Source organism: Rhodoplanes tepidamans (genome assembly GCF_030813915.1).
Classification (GTDB): domain Bacteria; phylum Pseudomonadota; class Alphaproteobacteria; order Rhizobiales; family Xanthobacteraceae; genus Rhodoplanes; species Rhodoplanes tepidamans.
In genome coordinates, this window is the sequence record NZ_JAUSUJ010000003.1 from 166,809 (window position 1) to 193,329 (window position 26,521).

General features: G+C 71.2%; 23 protein-coding genes. 17 read left to right on the forward strand and 6 right to left on the reverse strand.

Features of this window, described 5'->3' with window-relative positions; genetic code table 11:
- Positions 1–63 precede the first annotated feature (63 nt).
- From addA to J2S22_RS05260, 4 genes are all read left to right on the forward strand, one after another.
- Positions 64–3,567, forward strand: coding sequence for a double-strand break repair helicase AddA (gene addA / locus J2S22_RS05245; RefSeq protein WP_272777238.1), 3,504 nt, complete (start codon positions 64–66; stop codon positions 3,565–3,567).
- Between the two features lie 58 nt (positions 3,568–3,625).
- The gene (gene trxA, locus J2S22_RS05250; RefSeq protein ID WP_272777239.1) at positions 3,626–3,946 is read left to right on the forward strand and encodes a thioredoxin; all 321 of its coding nucleotides are present in this window, start codon (positions 3,626–3,628) and stop codon (positions 3,944–3,946) included.
- A gap of 176 nt (positions 3,947–4,122) precedes the next feature.
- Positions 4,123–4,686: an isopentenyl-diphosphate Delta-isomerase gene (idi, locus tag J2S22_RS05255; RefSeq protein WP_272777240.1), complete on the forward strand. Its 564-nt coding sequence runs from the start codon at positions 4,123–4,125 to the stop codon at positions 4,684–4,686.
- 166 nt (positions 4,687–4,852) lie between these two features.
- Complete coding sequence (locus J2S22_RS05260) at positions 4,853–5,686, forward strand: alpha/beta hydrolase (RefSeq protein WP_272777241.1); 834 nt, start codon at positions 4,853–4,855, stop codon at positions 5,684–5,686.
- Between the two features lie 16 nt (positions 5,687–5,702).
- Here J2S22_RS05260 and J2S22_RS05265 read toward each other — a convergent pair whose 3' ends face one another.
- Complete coding sequence (locus J2S22_RS05265) at positions 5,703–7,682, reverse strand: APC family permease (protein WP_272777242.1); 1,980 nt, start codon at positions 7,680–7,682, stop codon at positions 5,703–5,705.
- A 98-nt stretch (positions 7,683–7,780) separates the two neighbouring features.
- Between J2S22_RS05265 and J2S22_RS05270 the strand changes: the two genes are divergently transcribed.
- On the forward strand, positions 7,781–8,107 hold the full coding sequence (locus J2S22_RS05270; RefSeq protein WP_272777243.1) for a cupin domain-containing protein: 327 nt from the start codon (positions 7,781–7,783) through the stop codon (positions 8,105–8,107).
- Between the two features lie 408 nt (positions 8,108–8,515).
- On the opposite strand, the gene J2S22_RS05275 is transcribed toward J2S22_RS05270, so the two are convergent.
- The 3 genes from J2S22_RS05275 to J2S22_RS05285 form a co-directional block, all read right to left on the reverse strand.
- A complete protein-coding gene (locus J2S22_RS05275; RefSeq protein ID WP_272777244.1) occupies positions 8,516–9,184 on the reverse strand; it encodes a polysaccharide biosynthesis/export family protein in 669 nt (222 codons plus the stop codon).
- A gap of 160 nt (positions 9,185–9,344) precedes the next feature.
- Positions 9,345–10,004 (reverse strand): peptide-methionine (S)-S-oxide reductase MsrA, encoded by a 660-nt coding sequence (msrA, locus tag J2S22_RS05280; RefSeq protein WP_272779298.1) that lies wholly within the window; start codon positions 10,002–10,004, stop codon positions 9,345–9,347.
- Between the two features lie 138 nt (positions 10,005–10,142).
- Positions 10,143–10,460, reverse strand: coding sequence for a hypothetical protein (locus tag J2S22_RS05285; protein WP_272779297.1), 318 nt, complete (start codon positions 10,458–10,460; stop codon positions 10,143–10,145).
- A gap of 211 nt (positions 10,461–10,671) precedes the next feature.
- Here J2S22_RS05285 and rpsT point away from each other — a divergent pair, with 211 nt between their 5' ends.
- The 8 genes from rpsT to gyrB all read left to right on the forward strand — a co-directional run bounded on the left by rpsT (position 10,672) and on the right by gyrB (position 21,792).
- The gene (gene rpsT, locus J2S22_RS05290; protein WP_272779296.1) at positions 10,672–10,935 is read left to right on the forward strand and encodes a 30S ribosomal protein S20; all 264 of its coding nucleotides are present in this window, start codon (positions 10,672–10,674) and stop codon (positions 10,933–10,935) included.
- Positions 10,936–12,326: 1,391 nt separating this feature from the next.
- A complete protein-coding gene (gene dnaA, locus J2S22_RS05295; protein ID WP_272779295.1) occupies positions 12,327–13,781 on the forward strand; it encodes a chromosomal replication initiator protein DnaA in 1,455 nt (484 codons plus the stop codon).
- A 174-nt stretch (positions 13,782–13,955) separates the two neighbouring features.
- Positions 13,956–15,068, forward strand: a complete 1,113-nt coding sequence (locus J2S22_RS05300; RefSeq protein WP_272779294.1) for a glycosyltransferase family 1 protein — start codon at positions 13,956–13,958, stop codon at positions 15,066–15,068.
- Positions 15,069–15,302: 234 nt separating this feature from the next.
- Positions 15,303–16,421, forward strand: coding sequence for a DNA polymerase III subunit beta (dnaN, locus tag J2S22_RS05305; RefSeq protein WP_272779293.1), 1,119 nt, complete (start codon positions 15,303–15,305; stop codon positions 16,419–16,421).
- Between the two features lie 112 nt (positions 16,422–16,533).
- Positions 16,534–17,673: a DNA replication/repair protein RecF gene (gene recF / locus J2S22_RS05310; protein ID WP_272779292.1), complete on the forward strand. Its 1,140-nt coding sequence runs from the start codon at positions 16,534–16,536 to the stop codon at positions 17,671–17,673.
- A 213-nt stretch (positions 17,674–17,886) separates the two neighbouring features.
- Positions 17,887–18,468 (forward strand): carboxymuconolactone decarboxylase family protein, encoded by a 582-nt coding sequence (locus tag J2S22_RS05315; protein ID WP_272779291.1) that lies wholly within the window; start codon positions 17,887–17,889, stop codon positions 18,466–18,468.
- Positions 18,469–18,502: 34 nt separating this feature from the next.
- Complete coding sequence (locus tag J2S22_RS05320; protein ID WP_272779290.1) at positions 18,503–19,042, forward strand: peroxiredoxin; 540 nt, start codon at positions 18,503–18,505, stop codon at positions 19,040–19,042.
- 317 nt (positions 19,043–19,359) lie between these two features.
- Complete coding sequence (gene gyrB, locus J2S22_RS05325; RefSeq protein WP_272779289.1) at positions 19,360–21,792, forward strand: DNA topoisomerase (ATP-hydrolyzing) subunit B; 2,433 nt, start codon at positions 19,360–19,362, stop codon at positions 21,790–21,792.
- A 182-nt stretch (positions 21,793–21,974) separates the two neighbouring features.
- Here gyrB and J2S22_RS05330 read toward each other — a convergent pair whose 3' ends face one another.
- Positions 21,975–22,262 carry a hypothetical protein gene (locus tag J2S22_RS05330; protein WP_272779288.1) on the reverse strand — a complete coding sequence of 96 codons (288 nt, stop codon included), beginning with the start codon at positions 22,260–22,262 and terminating at the stop codon, positions 21,975–21,977.
- A gap of 572 nt (positions 22,263–22,834) precedes the next feature.
- On the opposite strand from J2S22_RS05330, the gene J2S22_RS05335 reads away from it, so the two are divergent.
- Positions 22,835–24,283, forward strand: coding sequence for a tryptophanase (locus J2S22_RS05335; RefSeq protein ID WP_272779287.1), 1,449 nt, complete (start codon positions 22,835–22,837; stop codon positions 24,281–24,283).
- A gap of 55 nt (positions 24,284–24,338) precedes the next feature.
- Here J2S22_RS05335 and J2S22_RS05340 read toward each other — a convergent pair whose 3' ends face one another.
- Entirely contained in the window at positions 24,339–25,022 is a 684-nt protein-coding gene (locus tag J2S22_RS05340; RefSeq protein WP_272779286.1) for an SOUL family heme-binding protein, read from the reverse strand.
- Between the two features lie 183 nt (positions 25,023–25,205).
- Here J2S22_RS05340 and J2S22_RS05345 point away from each other — a divergent pair, with 183 nt between their 5' ends.
- From J2S22_RS05345 to J2S22_RS05355, 3 genes are read left to right on the forward strand one after another with little or no spacing between them, the layout of a single operon-like run.
- Entirely contained in the window at positions 25,206–25,472 is a 267-nt protein-coding gene (locus J2S22_RS05345; protein WP_272779285.1) for a hypothetical protein, read from the forward strand.
- A 59-nt stretch (positions 25,473–25,531) separates the two neighbouring features.
- Positions 25,532–26,110, forward strand: coding sequence for an AAA family ATPase (locus tag J2S22_RS05350; protein WP_272779284.1), 579 nt, complete (start codon positions 25,532–25,534; stop codon positions 26,108–26,110).
- A 59-nt stretch (positions 26,111–26,169) separates the two neighbouring features.
- Entirely contained in the window at positions 26,170–26,466 is a 297-nt protein-coding gene (locus tag J2S22_RS05355) for an ACT domain-containing protein (RefSeq protein ID WP_272779283.1), read from the forward strand.
- Positions 26,467–26,521 lie beyond the last annotated feature (55 nt).

Genomic DNA, 26,521 nt, shown 5'->3' on the forward strand with positions numbered 1-26,521 from the left:
AGAACCCCTGAATGCGCGACGTGGTCGTTCTCTCCTGACACGGAACCAAGCTCGAGCCCGCCCATGAGCCGCGCCAAGACGATTCCGGTCGACGTCACGCGGGTGCAGGCCGAGGCGGCGGATCCGGCGGTGTCGGCCTTCGTGTCGGCGAACGCCGGGTCGGGCAAGACCCACGTGCTGGCGCAGCGCGTGATCCGGCTGCTGCTGGCCGGCGTCGATCCGGCGAAGATCCTCTGCATCACCTTCACCAAGGCGGCGGCCGCCAACATGGCGGACCGCGTGTTCGGCCAGCTCGCCGGCTGGATTTCCCTGGACGACGCGGCGCTCGATCAGAAGCTGAGAAGCCTCGGCGTCGGCACCATCACGGCCGCCGACCGCGAGCAGGCGCGAAAACTGTTCGCGGCGGCGCTCGACACACCGGGCGGCCTGAAGGTGGAGACCATCCACGCCTTCTGCACGCGGCTGCTGCAGCGGTTTCCGTTCGAGGCCGGCGTGCCGGCGCATTTCGCCGTGCTCGACGACCGGGCGACCGACGAGCTCCTGGACCGCGCGACGCTCGCGGTGCTGCTCGACGCGACGACGGCGCGCGACACGCCGCTCGGCCGGGCGCTGGCGACCGCGCTCGGCGCCGCCGCCGACCAGACGCTGCGCGACCTCGTGCGCGAGGCGGTGTTCCGGCGGCACGCGCTGACGGCGTGGATCGACCGCCACGGCGGCCTGCCCGGCGCATTGGAAAACCTGTCGGCGTCGCTCGGCGTCGCGCCCGACGACACCGTCGAGGCGATCGACAAGGCGATCGTCGAGGGGCCGCTGCTGCCGTCCTCCGAATGGGCCGCGGTCGCCGAGGTCTGCCGGGCCGGCACCAAGACCGACCAGACCCAGTGCGCCCGCTTCACGGCCGCGGCGGCGGCGAGCGGCGCGGAGCGCATCGCGGCGTATCTCGACGTCTTCCTCACCGGCAAGCGGGAGCCGCGGAAATCCCTCGTCACCAAGGGCATCGCCACCCAGCACCCGGCGCTCGCCGCGCGGCTGCTCGACGAGCGCGACCGCATCGTCGCGCTGGTGGCGCGGCGCGACGCCGTGCGCTGCCGCGATCGCACCGCCGCGCTCGTGACCATCGCGGCCGCCGTGATCGCCCGCACCGTCGCCGAGAAGAACCGCCGCGGCTTCCTCGACTACGACGACCTGATCGACCGCACCCTCGACCTGCTCGGCAGGACCGCCCCGGGCTGGGTGCACTACAAGCTCGACCGCGCCATCGACCACGTGCTGATCGACGAGGCGCAGGACACCAGTCCGAAGCAGTGGGAGATCATCCGCCTCCTGGTCGCCGAGTTCACGGCCGGCGAAGGGGCCCGCCGCCTGCGCCGCACCGTCTTCGCGGTCGGCGACGAGAAGCAGTCGATCTTCTCGTTCCAGGGCGCGGTGCCGAAGGAGTTCGCCCGCATGCGGCGCCATTTCGAGACGGCGCATGCGGCGAGCGGGCTGACCTTCCTGAAGCGCGACTTCAAGTATTCGTTCCGCTCCGGCGCCAACATCCTGGGCGCCGTGGACGCGGTATTCGCGGCGCAGGAGATGTATGCGAGCGTCACCTCGGACGCCGACGGCATCCCGCCCCACATCGCCCTTCCCGACGCCGCCCCCGGCGTCGTCGAGCTGTGGCCGCTGACGCCGGCCGACCCGCGCGAGGAGACGGAGGGCTGGGCGGCGCCGTTCGACGAGACGGTCGAGACCAGCCCGCAGGTGAAGCTCGCCCGCAAGATCGCCCGGACGATCCGGGATCTGATCGACCGCGGCGCGCCGGCCGGGCACGAGAACCGGCCGCTGCGCGCCGGCGACGTGCTGGTGCTGGTGCGCCAGCGCGGCGCCATGTTCGAGGCGGTGATCCGGGCGCTCGGCGAGGCGCGGGTGCCGGTCGCCGGCGCCGACCGGCTGACGCTGACCGAGCACGTCGCGGTCGTCGACCTGATGGCGCTCGCCGACGCGATCCTGCTGCCCGCCGACGACCTCGCGCTGGCGATCGCGCTCAAGAGCCCGCTGTTCGGCTTCGACGACGACCTCCTGTTCCGGCTCGCCCACGGCCGCCGCGGCACGCTTCACGCCGCCCTGCAGGAGGCGGCCGGCGACGAGCCCGCCTTCGCCGCGGCGGCGGCCTGCTTCGCGCGCTGCACCGAGGCGGCGCGACGCTGCGGGCCGTTCGATTTCTACGCTTGGCTGCTCGGCGCCGAGGGCGGCCGGTCGAAGATCCTCGCCCGGCTCGGTCCCGAGGCGAACGACGCGATCGACGAGTTCCTGTCGCTCGCGCTCGACTACGAGCGGCGCGAGACGCCGTCGCTGCAGGGTTTCGTCGCCTGGCTGCGCGCCGCCGAGAGCGAGATCAAGCGCGACATGGAGATCATCCGCGACGAGGTGCGGGTGATGACCGTGCACGGCGCCAAGGGCCTGGAGGCGCCGCTGGTCTTTCTGGCCGACACGACGCAGCCGCCGTCCGGGCCGCGGCCGCCCCGGCTCCTGACGCTCGCCGCCGAGGGCCTCCCGCCCGGCACGCCGGGCGCCCCGGTGTGGGCCGGGCGCAAGGAGCAGGACCCGCCCGCCGTCGCCGCGGCGCGCGGCGCCGCCGCCCGCGAGGCCGAGGACGAGTACCGGCGCCTTCTCTACGTGGCGATGACCCGCGCCGCCCACCGGCTGATCGTCTGCGGCTGCGCCGGCGCGCGGAAGCCGCCCGAGGGCTGCTGGCACGACCTGATCAGGACGCAGCTGTCGGGGAAGCCGGGCGTCGTCGAGGAGATCGTCGACGGCCACGACGAGCCGGTCCGCATCTACCGCAAGGTCGAGGCACCGCCCGCGCCGGCGCCGGACCCGGCGCCGCGCGACGCGGACGTCCCGGCCGCGGCGCCCGAGCCGGCCTGGCTGCGCCGCCCGGTCGCCGGCGAGGCGCCGTCGCGCGCCACCGTGTCGCCGTCGCGCGCCCTCGACGACGGCCCGCGGACGACCGCGCCGCGCACGGCCGAATCCGAGACGGCCCGCAGGGCCGCCCGGCTGCGCGGCAGCCTCGCCCACCGGCTGCTGCAGTCGCTGCCCGAGATCGCGCCCGAGGAGCGGGCCGGGACCGCCCGCGCCGTGATGGCCCGCGCCGCCGGCGCGCTGCCCGAAGGGGTGCGCGAGGCGCTGCTGGCCGAGACCCTGGCGATCCTCCGGGACGCCCGCTTCGCGCCCCTGTTCGGCCCCGGCAGCCGGGCCGAGGTGCCGATCCTCGGCCGGCTCGTCCGGCGCGAGGGGCCGCCGCTCCTCGTCTCCGGGCAGGTCGACCGCCTCGCGGTGACGGACGCGGTCGTGCTGATCGCCGACTTCAAGACGAATCGCGGCGCCCCGCGCCGTCTCGCCGACGCCCCGGCCGACTATGTCGCGCAGCTCGGCCTCTATGCGGCGGTGCTCGGCCGGCTGTGGCCCGGGCGGCCGGTCCGCACCGCCCTGGTGTGGACCGAGACGCCTGATCTGATGGAAGTTTCGGAGGAGGCCCGGGCCGCCGCCCTGGCCCGGCTGGGGGTCGACCCGGCGGCGCCTTGACGCACCCGGGGCGCATTCATACGTTCAGGCCCGATCATCGAACCCAACGAGGTATGGCATGGGCGTGACCAAGGTTTCCGACCAGGACTTCGAGACCGAGGTGCTGAAGTCGGACAAGCCCGTCGTGGTGGACTTCTGGGCCGAGTGGTGCGGCCCCTGCCGCATGATCGCGCCCGCCCTCGAGGAGATCGCCGGCTCGCTCGCCGGCAAGGTGAAGATCGTCAAGCTCAACGTCGACGAGAATCCCAAGGTCGCGGCGCAGTACAACATCATGTCGATCCCGACCCTGATGCTGTTCAAGAACGGCGAGCTGTCCTCGCGCCAGGTCGGCGCGGCGCCCAAGGCGAAGCTCGAGCAGTGGATCACGGCCGCCGTCTGAGCGCGGTCGAACCGAACTCTTCCTTCCCGGAACCGATCACGGCCGGCGCCCGCGCCGGCCGTTTGGCGTCGCGCCGGCCGGGCGGCAGGGTTGTCGCCCCGTCCTCCGCGCCTATACTGCGGCCGCCGCGCACGACGCCGGATGTCGTTTCGCGCTGCAGCACGAGAGAGCCAGAAATGCCGGTCGATGTGATCGCCGACCCCGCGACCGAGGAGCAGATCATCCTGGTCGATGCCGACGACCGCCCGCTCGGCGTCGCCGGCAAGACCGAGGTGCACCGCCGCGGCCTGCCGCATCGCGCCATCTCGGTGCTGGTCCGCAACGCGCGCGGCGAGATCCTGATCCAGCGGCGCAACCCGGCCAAGTACCACTCGGGCGGGCTGTGGGCGAACACCTGCTGCAGCCATCCGCGGCCGGGCGAGTCGACGCTCGACGCGGCGCTGCGCCGGCTCCCCGAGGAGATGGGCTTCGCCTGCGATCTCGCGCCGATCTTCAAGACGCACTACCGCGCGACGCTCTCCAACGGCTTCATCGAGGACGAGCTGGTGCACGCCTTCGGGGGCACCTGGGAGGGACCGGTTGCGCCGGCGCCGGACGAGGTGAGCGAGTACGCCTGGGTGCCGTTCGACGCGCTCTGGGCCGACCAGCAGGCCAATCCCGACAACTACGCGGTCTGGTTCCGCCACTACCTGAACCGGCACCGCGACGACATCGCCGCCTGGCTCGCCCGCCCGGCGTGAGGCCTGCACCGCTGCGGGTGGCCGGACGGTTGCGCAACATGCGCCTCCGCCGGCAGCCTGTGTCGCATTCGTCTTCCCCGGCGGCCGTCCGCCGCCGCTCCCCTCCTCCGCGCCTTCCGTCTGCTGCCTCTCGCTCTCCCCGTGGCGACACCCCCGAGGCCGGCCCATGCGCACCGAGCTGATCACCATCCCGACCGACACGCTGCCGCTCGACGGCGCGTTCCACTGGCCCGACGACCGGCCGATCCGCGGCGCCGTGCTGCTGTTCCACGGCAACACGATGAACTTCTACACCGGGGCCCCGCGCTTCCTGCCGCCGGCGCTGACCCGGCTCGGCCTCGCCTGCCTCGCCTTCAACCGGCGCGGCCACGACATCCTCGCGATCCGCGACAGCCGCGCCGCGGAAGGCGCCGCCTTCCAGCTCACGCACGAGGCGATCGAGGACAACCGGCTCGCCGCCGCCTGGCTGGCCGACCGCGGCCACGACGCCCCGATCGTCATCGGCCACAGCAACGGCGGCATGCTGGCGGTGCCGCACGTGGTGGCGCATCCGAAGACGCCGTGCCTGGTGCTGCTGTCGGCGCATGCGGGCGGCAAGCAGAACGAGCGGGTGAGCCAGATCGGCCTGTTCGCCGGCGAGCGATTCGCCGAGATCAAGGCGCAGGCCGAGGCGCTGGTCGCCGCCGGCCGCGGCAAGGAGCTGATCCTCCTGCCGCACTGGTGGTACGTAACCTCGGCGGAAGCCTTCATCGACCGCATCACGGCGATGCCGTTCACGCTCGACCTGGCGCCGCAGATCACCTGCCCGGTTCTCTACGTCCGCGGCGACCGGGAGCCGGCCGCGCACTATCCGGCGGAGAAATTCCAGGCCCGCGCCGGCGGCCCGTGCGACGTCGAGATCGTTCCCGACTGCGATCACTTCTACAAGGGCCGCGAGGACGCCGTGGCGGCCCTCGTCGCCGCCTGGCTTTCGAAGCGGCTCGGACTGTCGGCGGAGTGATCCGGCGTCGCCCGCGTCACGCGACCGGCGCGATTCCGGGCGACGGAGCCGGCGTCGTCTCGCGCGCCGCGCGGGCCGGATCGGGCTCGTCGAGATACCACGGCATGCTCATCACCACGACGCGCGAGCCGCCATAGGCGACGAGGCCGGCGCGCATGCGCCGGGCCCGCAGCGTGTGCAGCGGATACTGCCACCAGTGCTGCTTCACCACCTCGGGCGTCAGCACCGCGATGCGGCGGCCCGGATCCCGGTCGGCGAGCCCGTCGATCAGCTGGAGCAGCGGCGCGTAGACGTGCCGGTAGGGCGTGCGCAGCGTCACGAGCCGCGGCGGCTCGCGACCGGCGGCGCGCGCCGGTGCCTCGACGTCGGTCGCCCAGGATTCGCGCAGCGACCGCTCCTTGTCCTCGGAGCCGGGGCCTTCGAGGGCGGCGAGGTGGACGGCGATCACGTCGGGCGAGATGGCGAGCGCGAAGGTGAGCGCCCGGTCGGAGAGGCGGCTCAGATCCTCGGTCGGGACCAACACGACCGGCGGCCTCAGGTCGGCGAGATCGAGCGGCGCCGGGCTGCTCAGCGCGCGATCGACCGCGGCGTAATAGCGCCGCACCGCGACCAGCAGCCCCATGAGGGCGGGCACGACGAGCAGCACGATCCACACGCCGGCCAGGAACCAGGCGACGATCGTGATCACCAGCGCGATCGCGGTCGCGAGCCCGCCGGCGACGTCGACGGCGAGGTTGAACGCCGCTCCCCGGCGGGCCGCCGCGCGCTCGCGCGCCACCCGCCTCCGCACCCGCAGGTCGTGCACCGCCATGCCGAGCTGGATGAGCAGGAAGACGGTGAGGGCCGCCGCCGCGAACAGCGGCACCAGGCGGTCGGTCACGCCCGCGAACAGGATCAGCAGCGCGCCTGCGCAGGCGGCGAGGAACAGCACCCCGACGGTCAGCACCAGGCGCCGGCCCAGCACGGCGAACGGCCGCGGCAGCCAGCCGTCCGCCGCCACCAGGCGGAAGAAGGCCGGCAGGCCGACGAAGCTCGTATGGGCGGAGAGCACCAGGACGCACAGCAGCGTGCCCATGCAGACGAAATAGAGAGCGCCCTGCCCGATCGTCGCCGCGGCGAGCTGCGCCAGCACGCTGCGATAGTCCGTGGCCGTCTGCGGCATCGCGACGATCCCGAAGGCCGGCACCAGGACGGCGAGCGCAACCAGAAAGACCGCCAGCACCACGACCACCATGGCGAGCGCACGCCGCGCCGTCCGCACGGCCGGATCCCGGAAGGTGTCGATGCTGTTGCCGACCGCCTCGATCCCGGTCATCGCGGTGCAGCCGACCGCATAGGCGAGCAGCACCACGGTCCACCCGCCGGCCTCGTCCGCGACGGGGGCCGGCGCGGGCGCGGCAGCCGGCGGCCCCACGAGCGCCAGCCCGACGCCGGCCGCGATCACCACGGCGAAGGCGGCCAGGAATCCGTAGACCGGCACCGCGAACAGGCGCCCGGCGTCGAGCGCCCCGCGCATATTGATCACGGTGAGGAGGGCCAGCACGGCCAGGCAGAGCGTCAGGCGGTAGGGCGCCAGCGCCGGCACCGCCGAGACGAGCGCCGCGACGCCGGCCGAGATGCCGACCGCGACGTTGAGCACGTAGTCGAGCATCAGCACGGCGGCGGCGAGCAGCCCGCCGGCAGGCCCCAGCGTGTCGCGGGCGATCGTGTAGGCGCCGCCGTTTCCCGGAAACGCTGCCAGCGCACGCCGGAAGGTCAGCCACAGCAGCAGCAGGACGAGCACCACGGCGCCCTGCACGGCCGCGAACACGGCGAGCCCCACGGCCCCGAGCGGCGCCAGCACCAGCAGCGCCGATTCCGGGCCATAGGCCGGCGACCCGAAGGCGCCGAGCCCGACCGTCGGGACCCCGGTGGCGAGGCCGACCTTGCGGCCCGCGTGCTCCTCGTTGGCGAGCGGCCGGCCGAGGAGGAGCGCAGGGAGGGAGGAAGGCGGCAATGGACAGGGGACCCCGTTTCGATCACCGTGGGAACGGCCGAGGCAGGCGCCCTGTTCCGCCGGGACGCCCGCGGCGGACGGGATCGGAGCGAGCCGGAATGATTACCAGCGGCAACCTGTTCGCCGGGGCGCAGGCGCGGCGGGCCGAGGAGCTGATCGCCACCCTGCTCGCCACCCCGGATCTCAAGATCGAGCGCATCGTCTCGCACGGCCAGGCGAGCCCCCCGGGCTTCTGGTACGATCAGGCCTGGGCCGAATGGGTGGTGCTGCTGACCGGATCGGCGACGCTGCGCTTCGAGGCCGAGCCGACGCCGCGGGCGCTCGCCCCCGGCGACTACGTCCACATTCCGGCGCATGTCCGCCACCGCGTCGAGGCGACCGACCCGGAGCACCCGACCGTCTGGCTCGCCGTGCATCACCGGTGATCTGATCGCTTCGGCAGCAGCCGACGCCGCTCAGTCCGGCGCAAGCGGGACTCCCGGAGCGGCACGTCGCAGCCCCCCGGGTCCCCGCCTTCGCGCTATGGCATGCACACATCGTGCGCTGCGCATGCCGACCGTCATGCGCGGGCCCGACCCGCGCGTCCATCACTCTTCGCGAACAGTCATGCACTCTTCGCGAACAGTCATGTTGCGCGAACAGTCCTGTTTTTCGAAGCGGGTGGATCGCCGCGTCAAGCCCGGCGACGACGCCGACAAAACGCGACGCGTTGAATTCGCCGGCGCTTCTGGGATGCGTGCATCCCATGGCGCCCTCGCGGGGACGAGCGGCGGGGCGAATCGCAGAAGACTGGGAGAACTCCCGGTACGAGGCTCGCGGCCCGCGACGAAGCGTCAGAACCACCGCTCCGACACCACCACGGTGTCGCCCGGACGCACCGGGGTGAGCATCGGGCCTTTCAGCCGGACCGGCCCCTGCGGAGTCGGCCGGGTGATCTCGATCTCGGTCCGGTAGGCCCGCGGCGTGAAGCCGCCGGCGATCGCCACCGCGGTCTCGGCCGACATGTGGGCGACGAACGGATACTGGCCCGGGAACGTCACCTCGCCGAGGATGAAGAACGGCCGATAGGCCTCGACCTCGACGGCGACGTGCGGCTCGCGGATGTAGCCGTCGCGCAGCCGGGCGGCGATGACCTTGGCCAGGTCCGCCGTGGTGCGCCCGCGCGCCGAGACGCCGCCGATCAGCGGCAGCGTGATGCGGCCGGAGGCATCCACCGCGTAGGTGTTGGTGAGACCGTCCTGCCCGTAGACCATGACACGCAGGCGGTCGCCGGAATCGAGCGTGTAGGGCGGATCCGGATCGTCCGCCTTCACCAGCGCCGCCGCGACGGCGGGGGACGGCCCGGAAATCCCACCGGTCACGTCGCCGGGCCCGCCATAGACCACGTTGTCGATCGACGGCGGAGGCGCCGGCGGGCCGGGCATCAGGAAGCGCGGCGTCGTCACGCAGCCGGACACCGCGAGAGCGGCGAGGATCACGACCAGGGTACGAACGTGCCGCATGGGAATCCGGACGGGTGATGAACTCTACTGTCCGGATTAACACCCCATTATCGTTAACAAAGCCTCACCGCACGCGGGTTTTCGACGCCTGCACGCTGCGGTTTCAGCGGGCCGTGCGGCGTGCGCGTCACGCCGCACGGCCCCGCCGCCCGGCCGCCGCTCAGGCCGCCGGCACTCCGGCGCCCACCGGGCAGCTCACGCCGGTGCCGCCGAGCCCGCAATAGCCGGCCGGATTCTTGGCGAGATACTGCTGGTGATAGTCCTCGGCGAAATAGAACGGCGGAGCGTCCACAATCTCCGTCGTGATCGTGCCGAAGCCGCGCGCCGAGAGCGCCGCCTGATACGCGTCGCGCGACGCCACCGCGGCGGCGCGCTGCGCCGGCGAGGTGACGTAGACGCCGGACCGGTACTGGGTGCCGACGTCGTTGCCCTGGCGCATGCCCTGGGTCGGGTCGTGGCTCTCCCAGAAGGTCTGCAGCAGGCGCCCGTAGGAAATCGTCGCCGGATCGAAGACCACCAGCACCACCTCGTTGTGGCCGGTGCGGCCGGAGCAGACCTCCTCGTAGGTCGGGTTCGGCGTGCCGCCGCCCGCATAGCCGACCGCGGTGACGTGGATCCCGTCGCCGAGCTGCCAGAACTTCCGCTCCGCCCCCCAGAAGCAGCCGAGGCCGAAGATCGCGGTCTCGAGCCCGTCCGGATACGGCCCCTTCAACGCGCGGCCGTTGACGAAGTGATGCGAGGCGGTCGGAATCGCCTGGGCACGGCCCGGCAGCATCTCGTCCGGGGACGGCATCTCGGCCTTCTTGCGGAACAGAAACATCGGGGGTCTCCTTCTCTGGCGGCCTCTGGCGGGCGGCGCCGGGCGCCCGGCCCGCCGGTCCGAGATATGGGGCGCCGGACGGCGCGGCGCAGGCCGGCCGCCGATCACATCTCGATCAGGTCCGGAACGCGACGGCGGTCAGCGGCGGGCGTAGCCGATCAGCGGCTTCTTCTTGCGGCCGAGCAGCACCAGGATCATGCCGATCACCCCGAGCACCAGCCAGGTCGGCGCGGTCAGGACCTTGAGCATCGCCGGATCCCACAGCCACGGGGAGTGGCGCTCCATCAGCGGCTGGAGCGCCTGCAGGCTGCCCGAATGGATGTCGTTCCAGGTCTCGCCGAACGGCTTGATCAGCACCACCCCGGCGGCGATCGACTTGGTGCCGTCGTAGATCAGGAAAATGAAGGCGGCGGCCAAAATCCACAGGCCGACAAACCGGAAGACGAAGCGGATCATGGGGAGAGGCCGCGCTGGGGGGAAGGATGTGGGAATCATAGCGTGCGCCGCAAACTTCCGACAGAGGGCCGTTGACGGCGCCGGGGCGCGCACTTATAAGCGTCGCTCACCCGGCGGCGCGAGGGCGTGCCGCGGCGGTTTTTGTGCGCCCCTTTCGAGCGTGGCGCCAAACCGGATCACGGGCAACGGACAACCGGACGGACTACGCCAGATGGCCAACACGACTTCCGCCAAGAAGGCCACCCGCAAGATCGCGCGCCGCACCGAGGTGAACAAGGCGCGGCGGTCGCGCATGCGGACCTTCGTCCGCAAGGTCGAGGACGCGCTGGCGAGCGGCGACAAGGCGGCGGCCACGGCGGCCCTCGCGGCGGCCCAGCCGGTGCTGATGCGGGCTGCCCAGAAGGGCGTCGTCCACAAGCGCAGCGCCAGCCGCAAGGTGGCTCGCCTCACCCATGCGCTGAGCAAGCTCGCCTGACGGCGACATCGCCTTTCTCCGACAGTTTTGCGAAGGCCGGGCTCGTCCCGGCCTTCGGCGTTTCGGGACGCCGATGACGGGCGGCCGGGCTCCCCGGCCCCCGACCCGGGTTCCCTGCCCCCCCGACCGTCCTGGCGCGACTCTCCCGCCGCGGCGCTCACGCCCCGGGCTGCGACAGCGAAAATCCGGTGCGGCCCCGGTCCAGCGCCTCCCGGCCGGCCGTCAAAAAAAGACGGTGACAGCCATGCCGCTGTCGCATTCCGGCCTTGAAGCGCTGCGGTGCTGTTGCGATGATCCGAACAGCGCCGCATGAGCCGCCGCTGCTGTCGACTGTCGTACTGACCGGATTTGAAACATCCGCCGAAGTCCGTACGGAGTAGCGCGGCGTTTTGTTGCCGGAACGCATCAATGTTGCCCTGGCGCAACAATCCCGTCGGAGAGTTAACGACGATCGGCCGCCTACGTAGTTTCTCGTATAGGCATGACGGTCCGCCCGGCTCTCGAAAAGCGCCGCCATTTCCGCGGGTTACCCTCTCTCAGCGCGCACGGATTTCGAAGTCCTAACAAGATGTTAACGTGAATGCGGCGGGGAGCGCTCTGCATTCGGGCCGCCGCCCCGCCGGAGGCTCTCCGGCCGGGCCGGTCGGGGACGGGTTTGGTTAACCCACCCGGTTTGTCACAAGACGATGAAATACCGCGCATGGACAGGCAGTTGCCATATGCAAGCGGATTCCTCGGTGGGTGGGTGGTAGCCTGCGGCTGTGCCGGCGTGGGGCTTCATCATACAGGCCATTGCGAGGCGGGGAGGGCCTGTGTATTGGTTGGGGACAGGCCCTGCCGATACGGCGGGTTCACTGAGAAGAGGTCGAGATCGTGAGTCAGAGGCGTCGCGTTCACACGGAAAGGCAGTGTCTTAAGTAACAACGTGAACGTGCCGGAGACTCGTACGGCGTATCGACCCGCCTTCTTGTACATGAAATAGCAGGACTGATCGACGCTCGCCGAAGCGATACTTTGGCGGACGCTCGGGAATTCTGTGGCTTCGAGGCCGAACTACAGACTTTAAGTCCAGGGGCGAACATGACTGAAATGTGGCACAATTCATTCGGCACCCGGTCGGTGTCGATCCCTTCCGCAAGCTCCGGCACCTCCGATCTCGCTCCGACGACTCCCCCGCCGGTGTCCCGCCTCAATGGCCCGTCCGCGGCAGGACGGGCGACGCTCTGGCCCCCCGGAAGCTGACGTCGCGGCGGACGTCCGCGCCCTCCCGACAGGAGGCGCTGCGGCGCCCACCCGATCCACCGCGTGTGAACGCGACGGAGTCCGCTCCGGGCGCGCGAGCACCCGACCGTCAGTTGTCCGCCCGGGGCGGAATGCGTGAGGCCATGTCGATGACGAACAACCAACAGGAACGCTGGACGCGGGTCAAAGGGCGTCTGCGGGCGGAGGTCGGGGAGGACATCTTCTCGAGCTGGTTCGCCCGGATGGAGCTCGAGAGCGTCGAGACCGAGACGGTGCGGCTGTCCGTGCCCACCCGCTTCCTGAAGAGCTGGATCCAGTCCCATTACGCTGAGCGGGTGCTGGCGTGCTGGCAGGGCGAGGAGCCGCTGGTCCGCCGCATCGACCTGTCGGTGCGCTCCGCCATGATGCGTCCGGCCGTCGCGGCGCCGCGCCCGGCCACCTCCGCGCCCGCGGTGGTGCGCAGCGAGACGGCGCCGGCCCATTTCGCGACCGCCTTCGGCGGCAGCGGCGGCTTCGCCAACGGCCACGCCGCGGCGCCTGCCGCCAGCCCCGACGCCATCGGCGGCTCGCCCCTCGATCCGCGGCTCACCTTCGACACCTTCGTGGTCGGCCGCTCGAACACCCTCGCCCATGCGGCGGCCAAGCAGCTCGCCAGCGCCCGCCGCGGCGACCCGGTGATGTTCAATCCGCTCTACGTCCACGCCTCGGTCGGTCTCGGCAAGACCCACCTGCTGCAGGCGATCGCCTGGGCCGGCAATGCCGGCGGCGAGCGCCGCGTGCTCTATCTGACGGCCGAGAAGTTCGTGTACGGCTTCGTCTCGTCGCTGCGCACCCAGACGACCCTGGCCTTCAAGGAGGTGCTGCGGGCGACCGACGTGCTGCTGATCGACGACCTGCAGTTCCTCCAGGGCAAGTCGACCTTCGCCGAGTTCTCCCACACCCTCAATGCCATGATCGATGCCGGCCGGCAGGTCGTGGTGGCGGCCGACCGCCCGCCCCTCGATCTGGAGAACCTCGACGACCGCGTCCGCTCGCGGCTCGCCGGCGGGCTCGTCGTCGAGATGGGGTCGTTCGGCGAGGATCTGCGGCTCGAGATCCTGCAGTCGCGGGTGGCGAGCGCCCGGTCGCACCACGCCGACTTCGACGTGCCGGCGCCGGTGCTCGCCTTCATCGCCCGGTCGGTCACCCACAACGGCCGCGACCTCGAAGGGGCGCTCAACCGCCTGCTCGCCCATTCGAAGCTGACCGGCCAGCCGATCACCATGGAGCTCGCCGAGCGCGAGATCCGCGACCTCGTGCGGCCGCAGGAGCCGCGCAAGGTGAAGATCGAGGAGATCCAGCGCATCGTCGCCCGCCGCTACAATGTCAGCCGCGGCGACCTGCTCTCCTCCCGGCGCACCGCCAACGTGGTGCGGCCGCGCCAGATCGCCATGTACCTGGCCAAGACCCTGACGCTGCGCTCGCTGCCGGAGATCGGGCGGCGGTTCGGCGGCCGCGACCACACCACCGTGCTGCACGCCGTCCGCAAGATCGAGGGCCTGGTCGGCGCCGATCTCGCGCTTGCCGAGGAGATCGAGGCGATCAAGCGCGAGCTGCAGGACTGACGCGGCCGGCGCGCGGCCCGGGCGGCACGACCGCCCGGGCCGGCCGGACCGGCGATCGAAACCACGTTACACTTCGACACAATGGGAATCGTGACCCGGCCGGCCGCACCGGAGTAGGGTCCCGCGCACGTGACGCCGGCGTCCCCGCCGGCGCACGCCGAGCGAGAGATTCCGATGCCGCCGACCGCGTCCGACCCCGTCAAAGCCTCGCCGCCGATCGTCGAGATCGGCAATGCCGGGCTCCTGGCGCGCGTCGACCCGGCCAATGCCGAGCTCCTGTGGACCAGCGAGGAGGACCTCGCCCGGCCGACGCCGGAGAACGTCCGCGAGTTCGGGCTGCGGGAGTTCTGGCAGCTGTGGCGGCGGGCGTGGCGCTACGAGATCGACACCATCGTGGTGCATCCGGCGACCCGCCATCCGCCCTGGCACTGGCGGCCGCTGCGCAGCGTGTTCCACTGGCCGCCGCGGCCCTGGGCCCGCCTCGTCCGCCTGTTCGGCATCCAGGCGATCCGGCTCCTGCCTCGCCGCATGATCGTGATCGTGGTCGACGGCGACGACATGCGCACCATCCCGTGCTGCAACGCCTTCCTGCTCGACCGCTGCACCTGGTACTTCAAGCGCGAGCTGCCGATCGACCGCTGGCAGGTGTTCCAGCGCACCTGCCATCCGGAGATGCCGTCGACGCGCTACCGCAACAAGCCGCGTAACCGCGCCCGGATCGAGAAGCTGCGGCCGTGGGCGATCGGGCTGCCGAGCGACGGCCCGGCGCTGCCCGAGATGGCGTTTCCGGACAAGACCATCGGCCTGTTCGTCGCGGTCGCCGCCAACTCCTCGACGGTGCGGGCCACCGGGCTCGAGGAGCTGCGGGCGCTGGCGGCGCGGCGCCGGGACGTGGTGATCGCCGACGCGCGCATGCTGCACGACGAGTTCATGCGCAGGATGGCATCCGCCTGGCTGACCTGGTCGCCCGAAGGCTTCGGCTGGGACTGCATCCGCCACTACGAGGCGGCCTCGGTCTACTCGGTCCCGGTGATCAACCAGCCGACGATCGTGCGCTTCGCCCCGCTGCTCGAGGGCGTCCACGCGCTCCACTACGACGCCGACCTGCCGGGCAGCCTCACGCGGGTGGTCGAGGAGGCGCTCGCCGACCCCGAGCGGCTGCGCCGCATCGCCACCGCGGCGCGCGCCCATATCGCCGCCCACCACCTCACCCCGTGGAGCCGGGTCGACCAGCTGCGCGCCTACCGGGCCGGCATCGAGACGCCACCGGGCGGCATCGCGCTGTGAGCCGCCGGGGCCCCCGAGGTGCCCCGAAAGCCTGGAATATTCCTGGGGTTCGCCGTCGTTACCCTTGCCGAATCCGCGCCGGCGCGGCACTTTCCCGTGTTCCGGCGCGCCCCGGCGCCCATCCGGGTCCCAGGTGAGCAGGCGGCCCGGCCCGGGGTCGTCCGGGCCACGAGCGTCTTCAGTCGTGTACGCGTATCCAGTCGAGCGCGCGTATCCAGTCGAGCGGGGTTCCGCATGAAGGTCACGGTCGAGCGATCCGAGCTCTTGCGATCGCTGTCGCATGTCCACCGCGTGGTCGAGCGGCGCAACACCATCCCGATCCTCGCCAACGTCCTGATCCGCGCCGACCGTTCGGAGCTGTCCTTCAAGGCGACCGACCTCGACCTCGAGATCATCGAGACGATCCCGGCCGAGGTGGCGTCGGGCGGCGTCACCACGGTGCCGGCGCACATGTTCTACGAGATCGTCCGCAAGCTGCCCGAGGGCACCCAGGTGACGCTCGACGCCACCGGCGACCGCGCCGTGCTGACGATCCGGGCCGGGCGCTCCAAGTTCACGCTGCAGACGCTGCCGGAGAGCGACTTCCCGGATCTCGCCGCCGGCGAGATGACGCACGCCTTCGCGATGCCGGCGTCCGACCTCAAGCGGCTGATCGACAAGACCCAGTTCGCCATCTCCACCGAGGAGACGCGCTACTATCTCAACGGCATCTACCTGCACGTCGCCGGCGAGGGGCCGGTCGCGACGCTGCGCGCCGTCGCGACCGACGGCCACCGCCTCGCCCAGGTCGAGTTCCCGGCCCCGGCCGGCACCGAGGGCATGCCGGGCGTCATCGTCCCGCGCAAGACGGTCGGCGAGGTGCACCGGCTGATCGAGGATCCCTCCGGCGAGGTGAAGATCGAGCTGTCGTCGACCAAGATCCGCTGCTCCATCGGCCCCGTGGTGCTCACCTCCAAGCTGATCGACGGCACCTTCCCGGACTACGGCCGGGTCATCCCGGCCGGCAACGACAAGCTCCTGGAGGTCGAGAAGCGCGACTTCGAGCAGGCGGTCGACCGCGTCTCGACGGTGTCGAGCGAGCGCGGCCGCGCCGTCAAGCTGTCGGTCTCGGGCGGCAAGCTGATCCTCTCGGTGACCAATCCGGACTCCGGCAGCGCCACCGAGGAGATCGAGGTCGCCTACGACGCCGACCCCATCGATATCGGCTTCAACTCGCGCTACCTGCTCGACATCGCGGCCCAGATCGAGGGCGACACAGCGGTCCTCAAGCTCGCCGACCCGGGCTCGCCGACCCTCATCCAGGACAAGGACGCCAAGGGCGCCCTCTACGTCCTGATGCCCATGCGGGTGTAACGCGGCCGTCGCGCGGCAATCTCCGAGTCGTCATGCCCGGCCTCGTGCCGGGCATCCACGTCTTCAAGAGCGTGGATGGCCGGGACGAGCCCGGCCATGACAGGTGAGAGACATGACCGTCGCCCCGCAGATCCTTCGCCTCAGCCTGACCGACTTCCGCAGCTGGCGGAGCGCGACCCTGCAGGTGGCGCGCCGGCTGGTCGTGCTCACCGGGCCGAACGGCGCCGGCAAGACCAACATCCTGGAGGCGATCTCCTTTCTCGGGCCCGGCCGCGGCCTGCGGCGGGCGACGCTCGACGCGGTGGCGCGCGAGGACGGGCCCGGCACCTGGGCCGTGGCGGCCGAGGTCGAGGGCGCGCAGGGGCTGGCGACGCTCGGCACCGGGCTCGCGACGCCGGCCGGCGGCGACGGCCCCCATGCGCGAAAATGCCGGATCGACCGCGAGCCGGTCGGCTCGGCCACCGCCTTCGCCGAGCATCTGCGGCTGGTCTGGCTGGTGCCGACCATGGACGGCCTGTTCCTCGGTCCCGCCGCGGAGCGCCGCCGCTTCCTCGACCGGCTGGTGCTCGCCGTCCATCCCGACCACGGCACCCGGGTGTCGGCGCTCGAACGCGCGCTGCGCGCCCGCAACCGGCTCCTGGAAAGCCCCTCGCCCGATCCCCACTGGCTCGAGGCGGCCGAGCACGAGACGGCCGAGCTCGCCGTCGCCGTCGCGGCCGCCCGGGCCGAGACCGTGCAGCGCCTCGCCGCCACGCTGTTCGAGCGCGGCGCCGGGCCGTTCCCCTCGGCCGGGTTGATCCTCGACGGCTGGATGGAGCAGGCGGCGCTCGACCGTCCGGCGATCGAGGTGGAGGACCAGTATCGCCGGGTGCTGCGTGAGAACCGCGGACGCGACGCCGCCGCCGGGCGCACCCTCGACGGCCCGCACCTCACCGACCTGCTCGTCAGCTTCGCGCCAAAGGGCATCGCCGCCCGCGACGCCTCGACGGGCGAGCAGAAGGCGCTGCTGATCTCGCTGGTGCTGGCCCATGCCGAGCTGGTCGCCACCATGACCGGCATCGCGCCGATCGTGCTGCTCGACGAGGTGGTGGCGCATCTGGATCCGGGCCGGCGCAGCGCGCTGTTCGATGCGCTCGGCGCGCTCGGCGCCCAGGTGTGGATGGCGGGCGCCGACCCGGCCGCCTTCGCCGGCGTCGCGACCGAGGCCGACGTCTTCGAGATCGCGCCCCAGCACGTCGCCCCGGCACGCTGAACCGCCGGTCTGCGACGGCGCGGCTGCGCGAATTCTTCGCCGGACGCGGTTTTTCAGGGCAGATACCGCGCTGCGGGCGGAGTCGCTGCAGCGCAACAACTGCAAATTAGTTGCATGAAAAATTCAGCTTCATAGGGTCTGCCGCGACGCATGCAACCGTCTCGCGGCGACGCATCCGGCGCCGCAGCGGCAGGACGCGCACCGGAGACCCCCATGAGCCTGCTCGAGACGCTCCGGCAGGAGCTGCCGGACTACGGCAAGGACATCAAGCTGAACCTCGGCTCGCTGCTCGGTGCAGGAGCCGTGCCGGAGCTGACCGCGGCGCAGCGCTGGGGCAGCGCCGTGGCCGCCGCCATTGCGGCCCGCCAGCCGCGCCTTCTGGCCGCCATCGCGGCGGAGGCCGCCGGCACCACCGATGCCGCGACCATCGAGGCGGCCCGCACCGCCGCCGCCCTGATGGCGATGACCAATGTCTACTACCGGGCCGTCCACATGGCGGGCGACGCCGAGCTCGCCCGGCTGCCGGCCGGCCTGCGCATGAACGCGCTGACCCGGCACGGCATCGCCCAGGCCGACTTCGAGCTGTTCGGCCTCGCCGCCTCGGCCGTGAAGGGCTGCGAGGGCTGTACCCGCGCCCATGTCGACGGCGCCCGCAAGCACGGCGTTCCCCTGCCCGCCATCCAGGCGGTGCTGCGCATCGCCGCCGTGGTGCACGCCGCCGCGACCGTGCTGGACGCCGCGACAGCCGCCGACACGCCGGCCGAGGGGGACGCGCGTCCCCTGGCGGTCGCCTGAGACCCCCGACCAACCTCCGAGGAATGTGACGACCATGCTGACGGTAGGCGACAAGCTCCCGGCCTTCGATCTCCAGGCCGTGGTGTCCACCGAGCCCGGCTCCGCCTTCACGCGGATCACCGACGCGAGCGAGGCGGGCAAGTGGAAGATCCTGTTCTTCTGGCCGAAGGACTTCACCTTCGTGTGCCCGACCGAGATCGCCGCCTTCGGCGCCCTGAACGGCGAGTTCGCCGACCGCGACGCGGTGATCTGGGGCGCCTCGACGGACAGCGAGTTCGTGCATCTCGCCTGGCGGCAGAACCACAAGGACCTGAAGGCCCTGCCCTTCCCGATGCTGTCCGACATCAAGCGCGAGCTGTCGGCCGCGCTCGGCATCCTGCATCCGGAGGAAGGCGTGTGCCTGCGCGCCACCTTCGTGGTCGACCCGCAGGGCATCATCCGCTTCGTCTCGGTCAACGACCTCTCGGTCGGCCGCAATCCGCAGGAGGTGCTGCGCGTGCTCGACGCCCTGCAGACCGACGAGCTGTGCCCCTGCAACTGGCAGAAGGGCGAGGAGGTCCTGAAGGTCGCCTGAGGCCGCCGAGGCCGGCCCCGCCCCGGCGCGGCCTCCCCGCACGCCCGAGACATCGGTGACGCCCGCCCGGCCGGAGAGGCCGCGGCGGGCGTTTCGTCGTGGTGCCGAAGCACCGTTCCGGCGTCGTCGACGGCGCCGCCGATTCGCGCCGGCGCGCTCCGTCCGCGGGGCCGTTCGCCGCGTCGCGGAATCGCTTGAATTTCCTTTGTCGAATAACCATTTACGGACGGGCACATTGTCCTGTACGCGTCCCGGCTTTCGTGCCACACCGGTGCGGCGAAGTCCCCCGTCCCAGAACCACCTCCGAAGCTCGTTGCATGGACGATCCCACTCCCTCGCGCCTCCCCGCCGACGGCTCCGACTACGGCGCCGAATCGATCAAGGTCCTCAAGGGCCTCGACGCCGTGCGCAAGCGGCCGGGGATGTATATCGGCGACACCGACGACGGCTCCGGCCTGCACCACATGGTGTACGAGGTCGTCGACAACGCCATCGACGAGGCGCTGGCCGGCTACGCCCGCGAGGTCTCGGTCGCCCTCAATCCGGACGGCTCGGTGACGGTGCGGGACGACGGCCGCGGCATCCCGACCGCGATCCACAAGGGCGAGGGCGTGTCGGCCGCCGAGGTCATCATGACCCAGCTCCACGCCGGCGGAAAATTCGACCAGAACTCCTACAAGGTCTCCGGCGGCCTGCACGGCGTCGGCGTCTCGGTCGTCAACGCGCTGTCGAGCTGGCTGAAGCTGCGCATCTGGCGCGACGGCCACGAGCATTTCATGGAGTTCCGCCACGGCGAGGCGGTGGCGCCGCTCGCCGTGGTCGGCGACGCCCAGGGCCAGCGCGGCACCGAGGTGACGTTCCTGGCCTCGACCGAAACCTTCACGATGACCGAGTTCGACTGGGCGACGCTGGAGCATCGCCTGCGCGAGCTCGCCTTCCTGAACTCCGGCGTGCGCATCGTGCTGTGCGACCGGCGCCACGCCGTCGAGCGGCGCGAGGAGATGCATTACGAGGGCGGCGTCGAGGCCTTCGTGCGCTTCATCGACCGCAACAAGAAGCCGCTGATCGCCGATCCGATCGTGATCAAGTCGGCGCGCGACGGCATCGAGGTCGAGTGCGCGCTGTGGTGGAACGACGGCTATCACGAAGCCGTGCTGTGCTTCACCAACAACATCCCGCAGCGTGACGGCGGCACCCATCTGGCCGGCTTCCGCGGCGCGCTGACGCGCCAGATCACCGGCTACGCGGAGTCCGGCGGCGTCTCCAAGAAGGAGAAGGTCGCGCTGACCGGCGACGACTGCCGCGAGGGTCTCACCGCGGTGCTCTCGGTGAAGGTGCCGGATCCGAAGTTCTCGTCGCAGACCAAGGACAAGCTGGTCTCCTCCGAGGTGCGTCCCGCCGTCGAGGGCGTGCTCAACGAGGCGCTGGCCGCCTGGCTCGAGGAGCATCCGAGCGAGGCCAAGACCGTCGTCGGAAAGGTGGTGGAAGCCGCCACGGCCCGCGAGGCTGCGCGAAAGGCGCGCGAGCTGACACGGCGCAAGGGCGCGCTCGACGTCGCCTCGCTGCCCGGAAAGCTGGCCGACTGCCAGGAACGCGATCCGGCGAAGTCCGAACTGTTCATCGTCGAGGGCGACTCGGCCGGCGGCTCCGCCAAGCAGGGCCGCAACCGCGAGTTCCAGGCCGTTCTCCCGTTGCGCGGCAAGATCCTCAACGTGGAGCGCGCCCGCATCGACAAGATGCTGTCGAGCCAGGAGATCGGCACGCTGATCACGGCGCTCGGCACCGGCATCTCCGAGGAGTTCACGGCCGACAAGCTGCGCTACCACAAGATCATCATCATGACGGACGCCGACGTCGACGGCGCCCACATCCGCACCCTGCTGCTGACCTTCTTCTACCGGCAGATGCGCGAGCTGATCGAGCGCGGCCACATCTTCATCGCGCAGCCGCCGCTCTACAAGGTGAACCGCGGCAAGTCGGAGCAGTACCTCAAGGACGAGCGGGCCCTGGAGGACTATCTGATCGCCACCGGCCTCGACGAGGCGGTGTTCCGCGCCCATTCGGGCGAGGACCGCGCCGGCCCCGACCTCAAGCTGCTGATCGACCAGGCCCGCACCGTGCGGGGCGTGCTGGCCGGCCTGCACAGCCGCTACCGGCGCGCCGTCGTCGAGCAGGCCGCCATCGCCGGCGTGCTCAACCCGGCGATCGCGCTCGACCGCGAAACCGCCGACCGCGCCGCCGCCTACATCGCCCGCCGCCTCGATGCGCTCGCCGACGAGACCGAGCGCGGCTGGGAAGGCCGCTTCGTCGAGGGCGACGGCTTCACGTTCGAGCGCACGGTGCGCGGCGTGAAGGAGGTCGCGGTGATCGACGGTGCGCTGCTCGGCTCGCTGGAGGCCAAGAAGCTCGACGACCTCGCGCCGCTCCTGCAGCAGGTCTATCCGCGACCCGGCGTGCTCCGCCGCAAGGGCGACGAGACGCCGATCCACGGACCGATCGACCTGATCGAGGCGGTCATCGCGGCCGGCCGCAAGGGCGTCGCGCTGCAGCGCTACAAGGGGCTGGGCGAGATGAACCCCGACCAGCTGTGGGAGACCACCCTCGACGTCAACGCCCGCTCGCTCCTCCAGGTGAAGATCAAGGAGGTCGACGAGGCCGAGGACATCTTCACCAAGCTGATGGGCGACGTCGTCGACCCGCGCCGCGAGTTCATCCAGGAGAACGCGCTGGCCGCCAGCGTGGACATCTGACGCGGACGCGGGGTGTCTTTGCGAGAGACGTAGGTGGGCAAAGGTGCGCCGAGAGGCGCGCCGTGCCCACGCGGTCCGATAGACCGGCAGCGCGACACCGCGTGGGCACGGCGCTACGCGCCTTTGCCCACCCTGTGGGTCGCTGCGGTTCGGATCTCCAGTCCGCCCGGCCGCGGCTCTGCTCAGCCACGATAGCCGGTGGACGAGAGCTCGGCGTCGATCGACACCAGCAGCGTCCGCAATTCGCCTGCGAGCGCGACTCGCTCCTCCGGAGAGATGTCGCGCTCGAGAAGGATGCCCAAGATGTCGGACGCTCGGTAGACGAGGTCCGCCAGCATCGCGTGCGGGTCGATGCGGTTGCCTGCGATCCAGGACTGGATCGCCTCGGTGGAAAGGCCGCCGAGGGGATGCCGCCACTCGGCGGCGTTCACGACATCCGTGGCCAGCTTTTCAAGATCGCGTGCTTGCATCGTCCTTCACCGTGGCGGTCGCCGAAGTCGTAGGGGCTTTGCCGCCTGTCCACAAAGGCGGGGCTTCCGGTTGCCCGCCGCTCGGACGGTGGCAGGAGCACCGGCCATGTCGAGGGATCCGGGCGGGAGCCGTCAAGGTTATCACAATTGGTATGCCACACCCGCCGCCACCCACCCGGCCCAGCGGCCGTGAGCGCACGTGACGATCTGCGCGAAGGACTCGCCGCCCGGCGCGGTCACGAGGGCGCCGACGAGGTCACGCCCGGAACTCGCCCCGGACTCGATCGTGCTCCGTCCGACGCCTGCTCGACGCCGTCCGCCCGAGATGCGTCCGTCGAACAATCCGCCGAGATCCCGCCAATCCCACGGAACTGCCCAACATCGTTGCCCGCCGAGGGGTCCGAGGACGTACGGGATTGCCCCGGCTGGTCGAGTTCGTCGACCCGGACCATGGTACCAACGATTTTTTGCGACGGCTGGCCTCGCGACGACCCGGCCATGCGCCGTGACGCGTCCGCAGGGCCTGCCCGCCCTTCTGATCCATTTCGAATATCGATGGCTGGGGAACAGTGATGTCGAAGATCAAGTATTACGGCGGCGAGACGATTCCGCTCGAGATGCACAAGGTGCGGATCGTCCAGAAGCTCGCCTTGCCGCCGATCGAGCGCCGCCTGGAGGTGATGACCAAGGCCGGCAACAACACCTTCCTGCTGCCCAACGAGGAGGTGTTCCTCGACATGCTGACGGATTCCGGCGTCAACGCCATGAGCGACCGCCAGCTCGCCGCCATGATGGTGGCCGACGACGCCTATGCGGGGAGCGCCACCTACACGCGGCTGGAGACGAAGCTGCGCGAGATCTTCGGCATGGAGTATTTCCTGCCCGCCCACCAGGGCCGCGCCTGCGAGCACATCCTCGCCAAGGTGCTGGTGACGCCGGGCTCCGTGGTGCCGATGAACTATCACTTCACCACCACCAAGGCGCACATCACGCTGCAGGGCGGCGTCGTCGAGGAGCTGGTGTCGGACGCCGGGCTCGAGGTGGTCAGCACCCTGCCGTTCAAGGGCGACATGGACATCGGCAAGCTGAAGGCCGTGATCGCCAGGTACGGCGCCGACAAGGTCGCCTTCGTGCGGGTCGAGTCCGGCACCAACCTGATCGGCGGCCAGCCGGTGTCGCTCGCCAATCTCGCCGAGGTCAGCGCGGTGTGCCGCGCGCACGGCATCGTGCTCGTGCTGGACGCCAGCCTGCTCGCCGACAACCTGCACTTCAACAAGACCCGCGAGGCCTCCTGCAGGGACCTGACGATCCGCGAGATCACCCGCAGGATCGCCGATCTGTGCGACATCATCTACTTCTCGGCGCGCAAGCTCGGCTGCGCGCGCGGCGGCGGCATCTGCATCCGCGACAAGGACCTGTATCTGCGGATGCGCGGCCTCGTGCCGCTCTTCGAGGGCTTCCTCACCTATGGCGGCATGTCGGTCCGCGAGATCGAGGCGATCACGGTCGGCCTCGAGGAGACCATGGACGAGGACATGATCGACCAGGGCCCGCAGTTCATCGCCTACATGGTGGACGAGCTGGAGCGGCGCGGCGTCCCGGTGATCACGCCCGCCGGCGGGCTGGGCTGCCACGTCGACGCCAAGCGCTTCGTCGACCACATCCCGCAGTCGCAGTATCCGGCCGGCGCGCTCGCCTCCGCCCTCTACATCGCCGGCGGCATCCGCGGCATGGAGCGCGGCACGCTCTCCGAGCAGCGCGAGCCGGACGGCCGCGAGGTCTTCTCCAACATGGAGCTGGTGCGCCTCGCGATGCCGCGCCGGGTGTTCACGCTGAGCCAGGTGAAGTACGCCGTGGACCGCCTGTCGTGGCTGCACGAGAACCGCCGGCTGGTCGAGGGCCTCGTCTTCGTCGAGGAGCCCGAGGTGCTGCGGTTCTTCTACGGGCTCCTGAAGCCAGTCTCCGACTGGCAGCAGCGTCTGGTGGCGAAGTTCCGCGCGGATTTCGGCGACAGCCTGTGACGCGGCGCAGCACCGGGCCTCGAAGGATTTTCGAGCGGGATGCTCTGATCCCGCCTCACCGCTCCACCCGCACCGCGACCTCGTTGCGGCGCAGGAACGGCAGGGTCCAGGGCGGATCGTAGAACTGGGCGGCCGGCGGGCCGACCGGCCTCCACGCCGTGGTCGCGAGGATGCGGTTCAGCAGCCGGGCCTGGTGCTGCACCGCCTCCGGCGCCGTGGACCCGGAGAACGTGATCACGGCGACCGTCTCGGCCGGGACGTCGACGATGGCGATGCCGGCGTCGTCCGGCACCGGGAGCGTGTCGCGGGTGAACGCGGCCGGCATGGTGAAGCGGATCGTCCAGCGCGGTCCGTCTCCGCCCGTCGGGGACTCGCCCGTCGGGGACTGGTCCGTCGCGGACTCGTCCGCGGCCGGACGCTGGACCACCGGCGCCGTCATGGCGATGCGCTCGGACCCGGCCCGATCAGCGGGCGCGACCGTCACGGGCGCCGTCATGGCGATCTTATCCCGCTTTCGATTGGCGCCGAAGATGAAGGCCGCGAGCCGACGGAAGCCGAGCGAGCGGGCTGCCGTCTCCTCGGCCGCGACCGTCACGTCGGCGGCGAGGCGCGGCGCGTAGCGGCGGATCTCCACCGCGTCGCCGATCCGCTCCAGCATCTCGAAGCGCGGCTCCTCGGTGCCGGAGCGGATCCCGACCACCCCGGCGGTGCCCTGCAGAATGGACGTCACGATCGACATGGCGGGCTCCCTCGACGCCGCAACCCGGACGGGCGGCGGCCCTGCCGTCGATTTGGGGTGGCACCCGGCCCGCCGGAAGACCCCCGCCGGACAGCCGCGGGCACGGGCGATGCCCGGACGCCAAGGCTCCCGCGCCGTTGGATCCCGCTTTTACCATTTGTTAACCATAAAATAGCAAATCGGATGGCCGCGTCGTTCGAGTCACCAGACCGGTCAGCCACGATCCCGTTCAACGCCGTCCCATTTCACGCCCCCATGAAGACCTTTTCCGACGATCTGCAGTCCCTCCACGCCGAAAGCCGGACCCTGCTGGCCCAGAGCCGCCACCTGCGCTCGCTCTGCGAGCAGGCCCGCGCGGAGGCCGCCGCGCTGCGCGCCCAGAGCCGCGCCGCCCGCACCGCCGGCCGGTCGCCGCACGACGCAGCCGGGGCGATGTCGCCGGCGCGTTGACGGCGTCTGGTTCCGGGCGGAGGCTGGTGCCGATCTTCGGTATCGTCGAGGCCGTCCGCATGAGCGATCCCGCCAGCTTCGTCGTCGTCACCGGCGGCCCCGGCTCGGGCAAGAGCACCCTGATCGACGCCCTGGAAGAGGCGGGCTTCGCCCGCTCGGTCGAGGCCGGCCGCGCCGTCATCCAGGACCAGGTGGCGATCGACGGCCCCGCCCTGCCCTGGCGCGACCCGGAGGCCTTCGCCGAGGCCATGCTGGCGCTGGAGATGCGCTCGCACCACGCGGCGCGGGCGATGCCCGGCCCGGTGGTGTTCGACCGCGGCGTCCCCGACGTGATCGGCTATCTGCGCATGCTCGGCCGCACGGTGCCACCCCACATGGACCGGGCGGCGCGGCATTTCCGTTACGCCCGGCTCGTCCTCGTCGCCCCGCCCTGGCCGGCGATCTTCACCCGCGACGCCGAACGGAAGCAGGACTTCGACGAGGCGGTGCGCACCTTCGAGGCCATGGTCGCGACATGGCGGGACTACGGCTACGAGCTCTGCATGCTGCCGCTCGCCCCGGTCGCCGAACGGGTCCGGTTCGTGCGCGGCGTCCTCGCGCGGCAGGGACCATTGGCCGACGGCGCCGCAAACGGCTAAGAACAGCCCCTCTCGCGGCCGGCCGTCGGCGCGAGCCCCGTCGACCGCCTGGACACGCCATGCCACAGACCGCCAAGGACCTCTCCGGCCGCGCCATCGTGACGATCATCGGCTCGGACCGCGTCGGCATCATCGCCGGCATCTCGGCCGTGATCGCCGAGGCCGGCGTCAACATCCTCGACATCAGCCAGTCGGTGATGCGCGACTTCTTCACCATGATCATGATGGTGGATCTCTCCGCCTCCGACGTCTCCTTCGACGATCTGCGCGAGCGGCTCTCCCGCAAGGGCGCCGAGCTGGCCGTCAAGGTCGAGATCGAGCGCGAGGAGATCTTCAAGGCGATGCACCGGGTGTGAGCCGCCGCCGCTGCGGCACCGTCATTCCGGGGCGCGCCGAAGACGCGGACCCGGA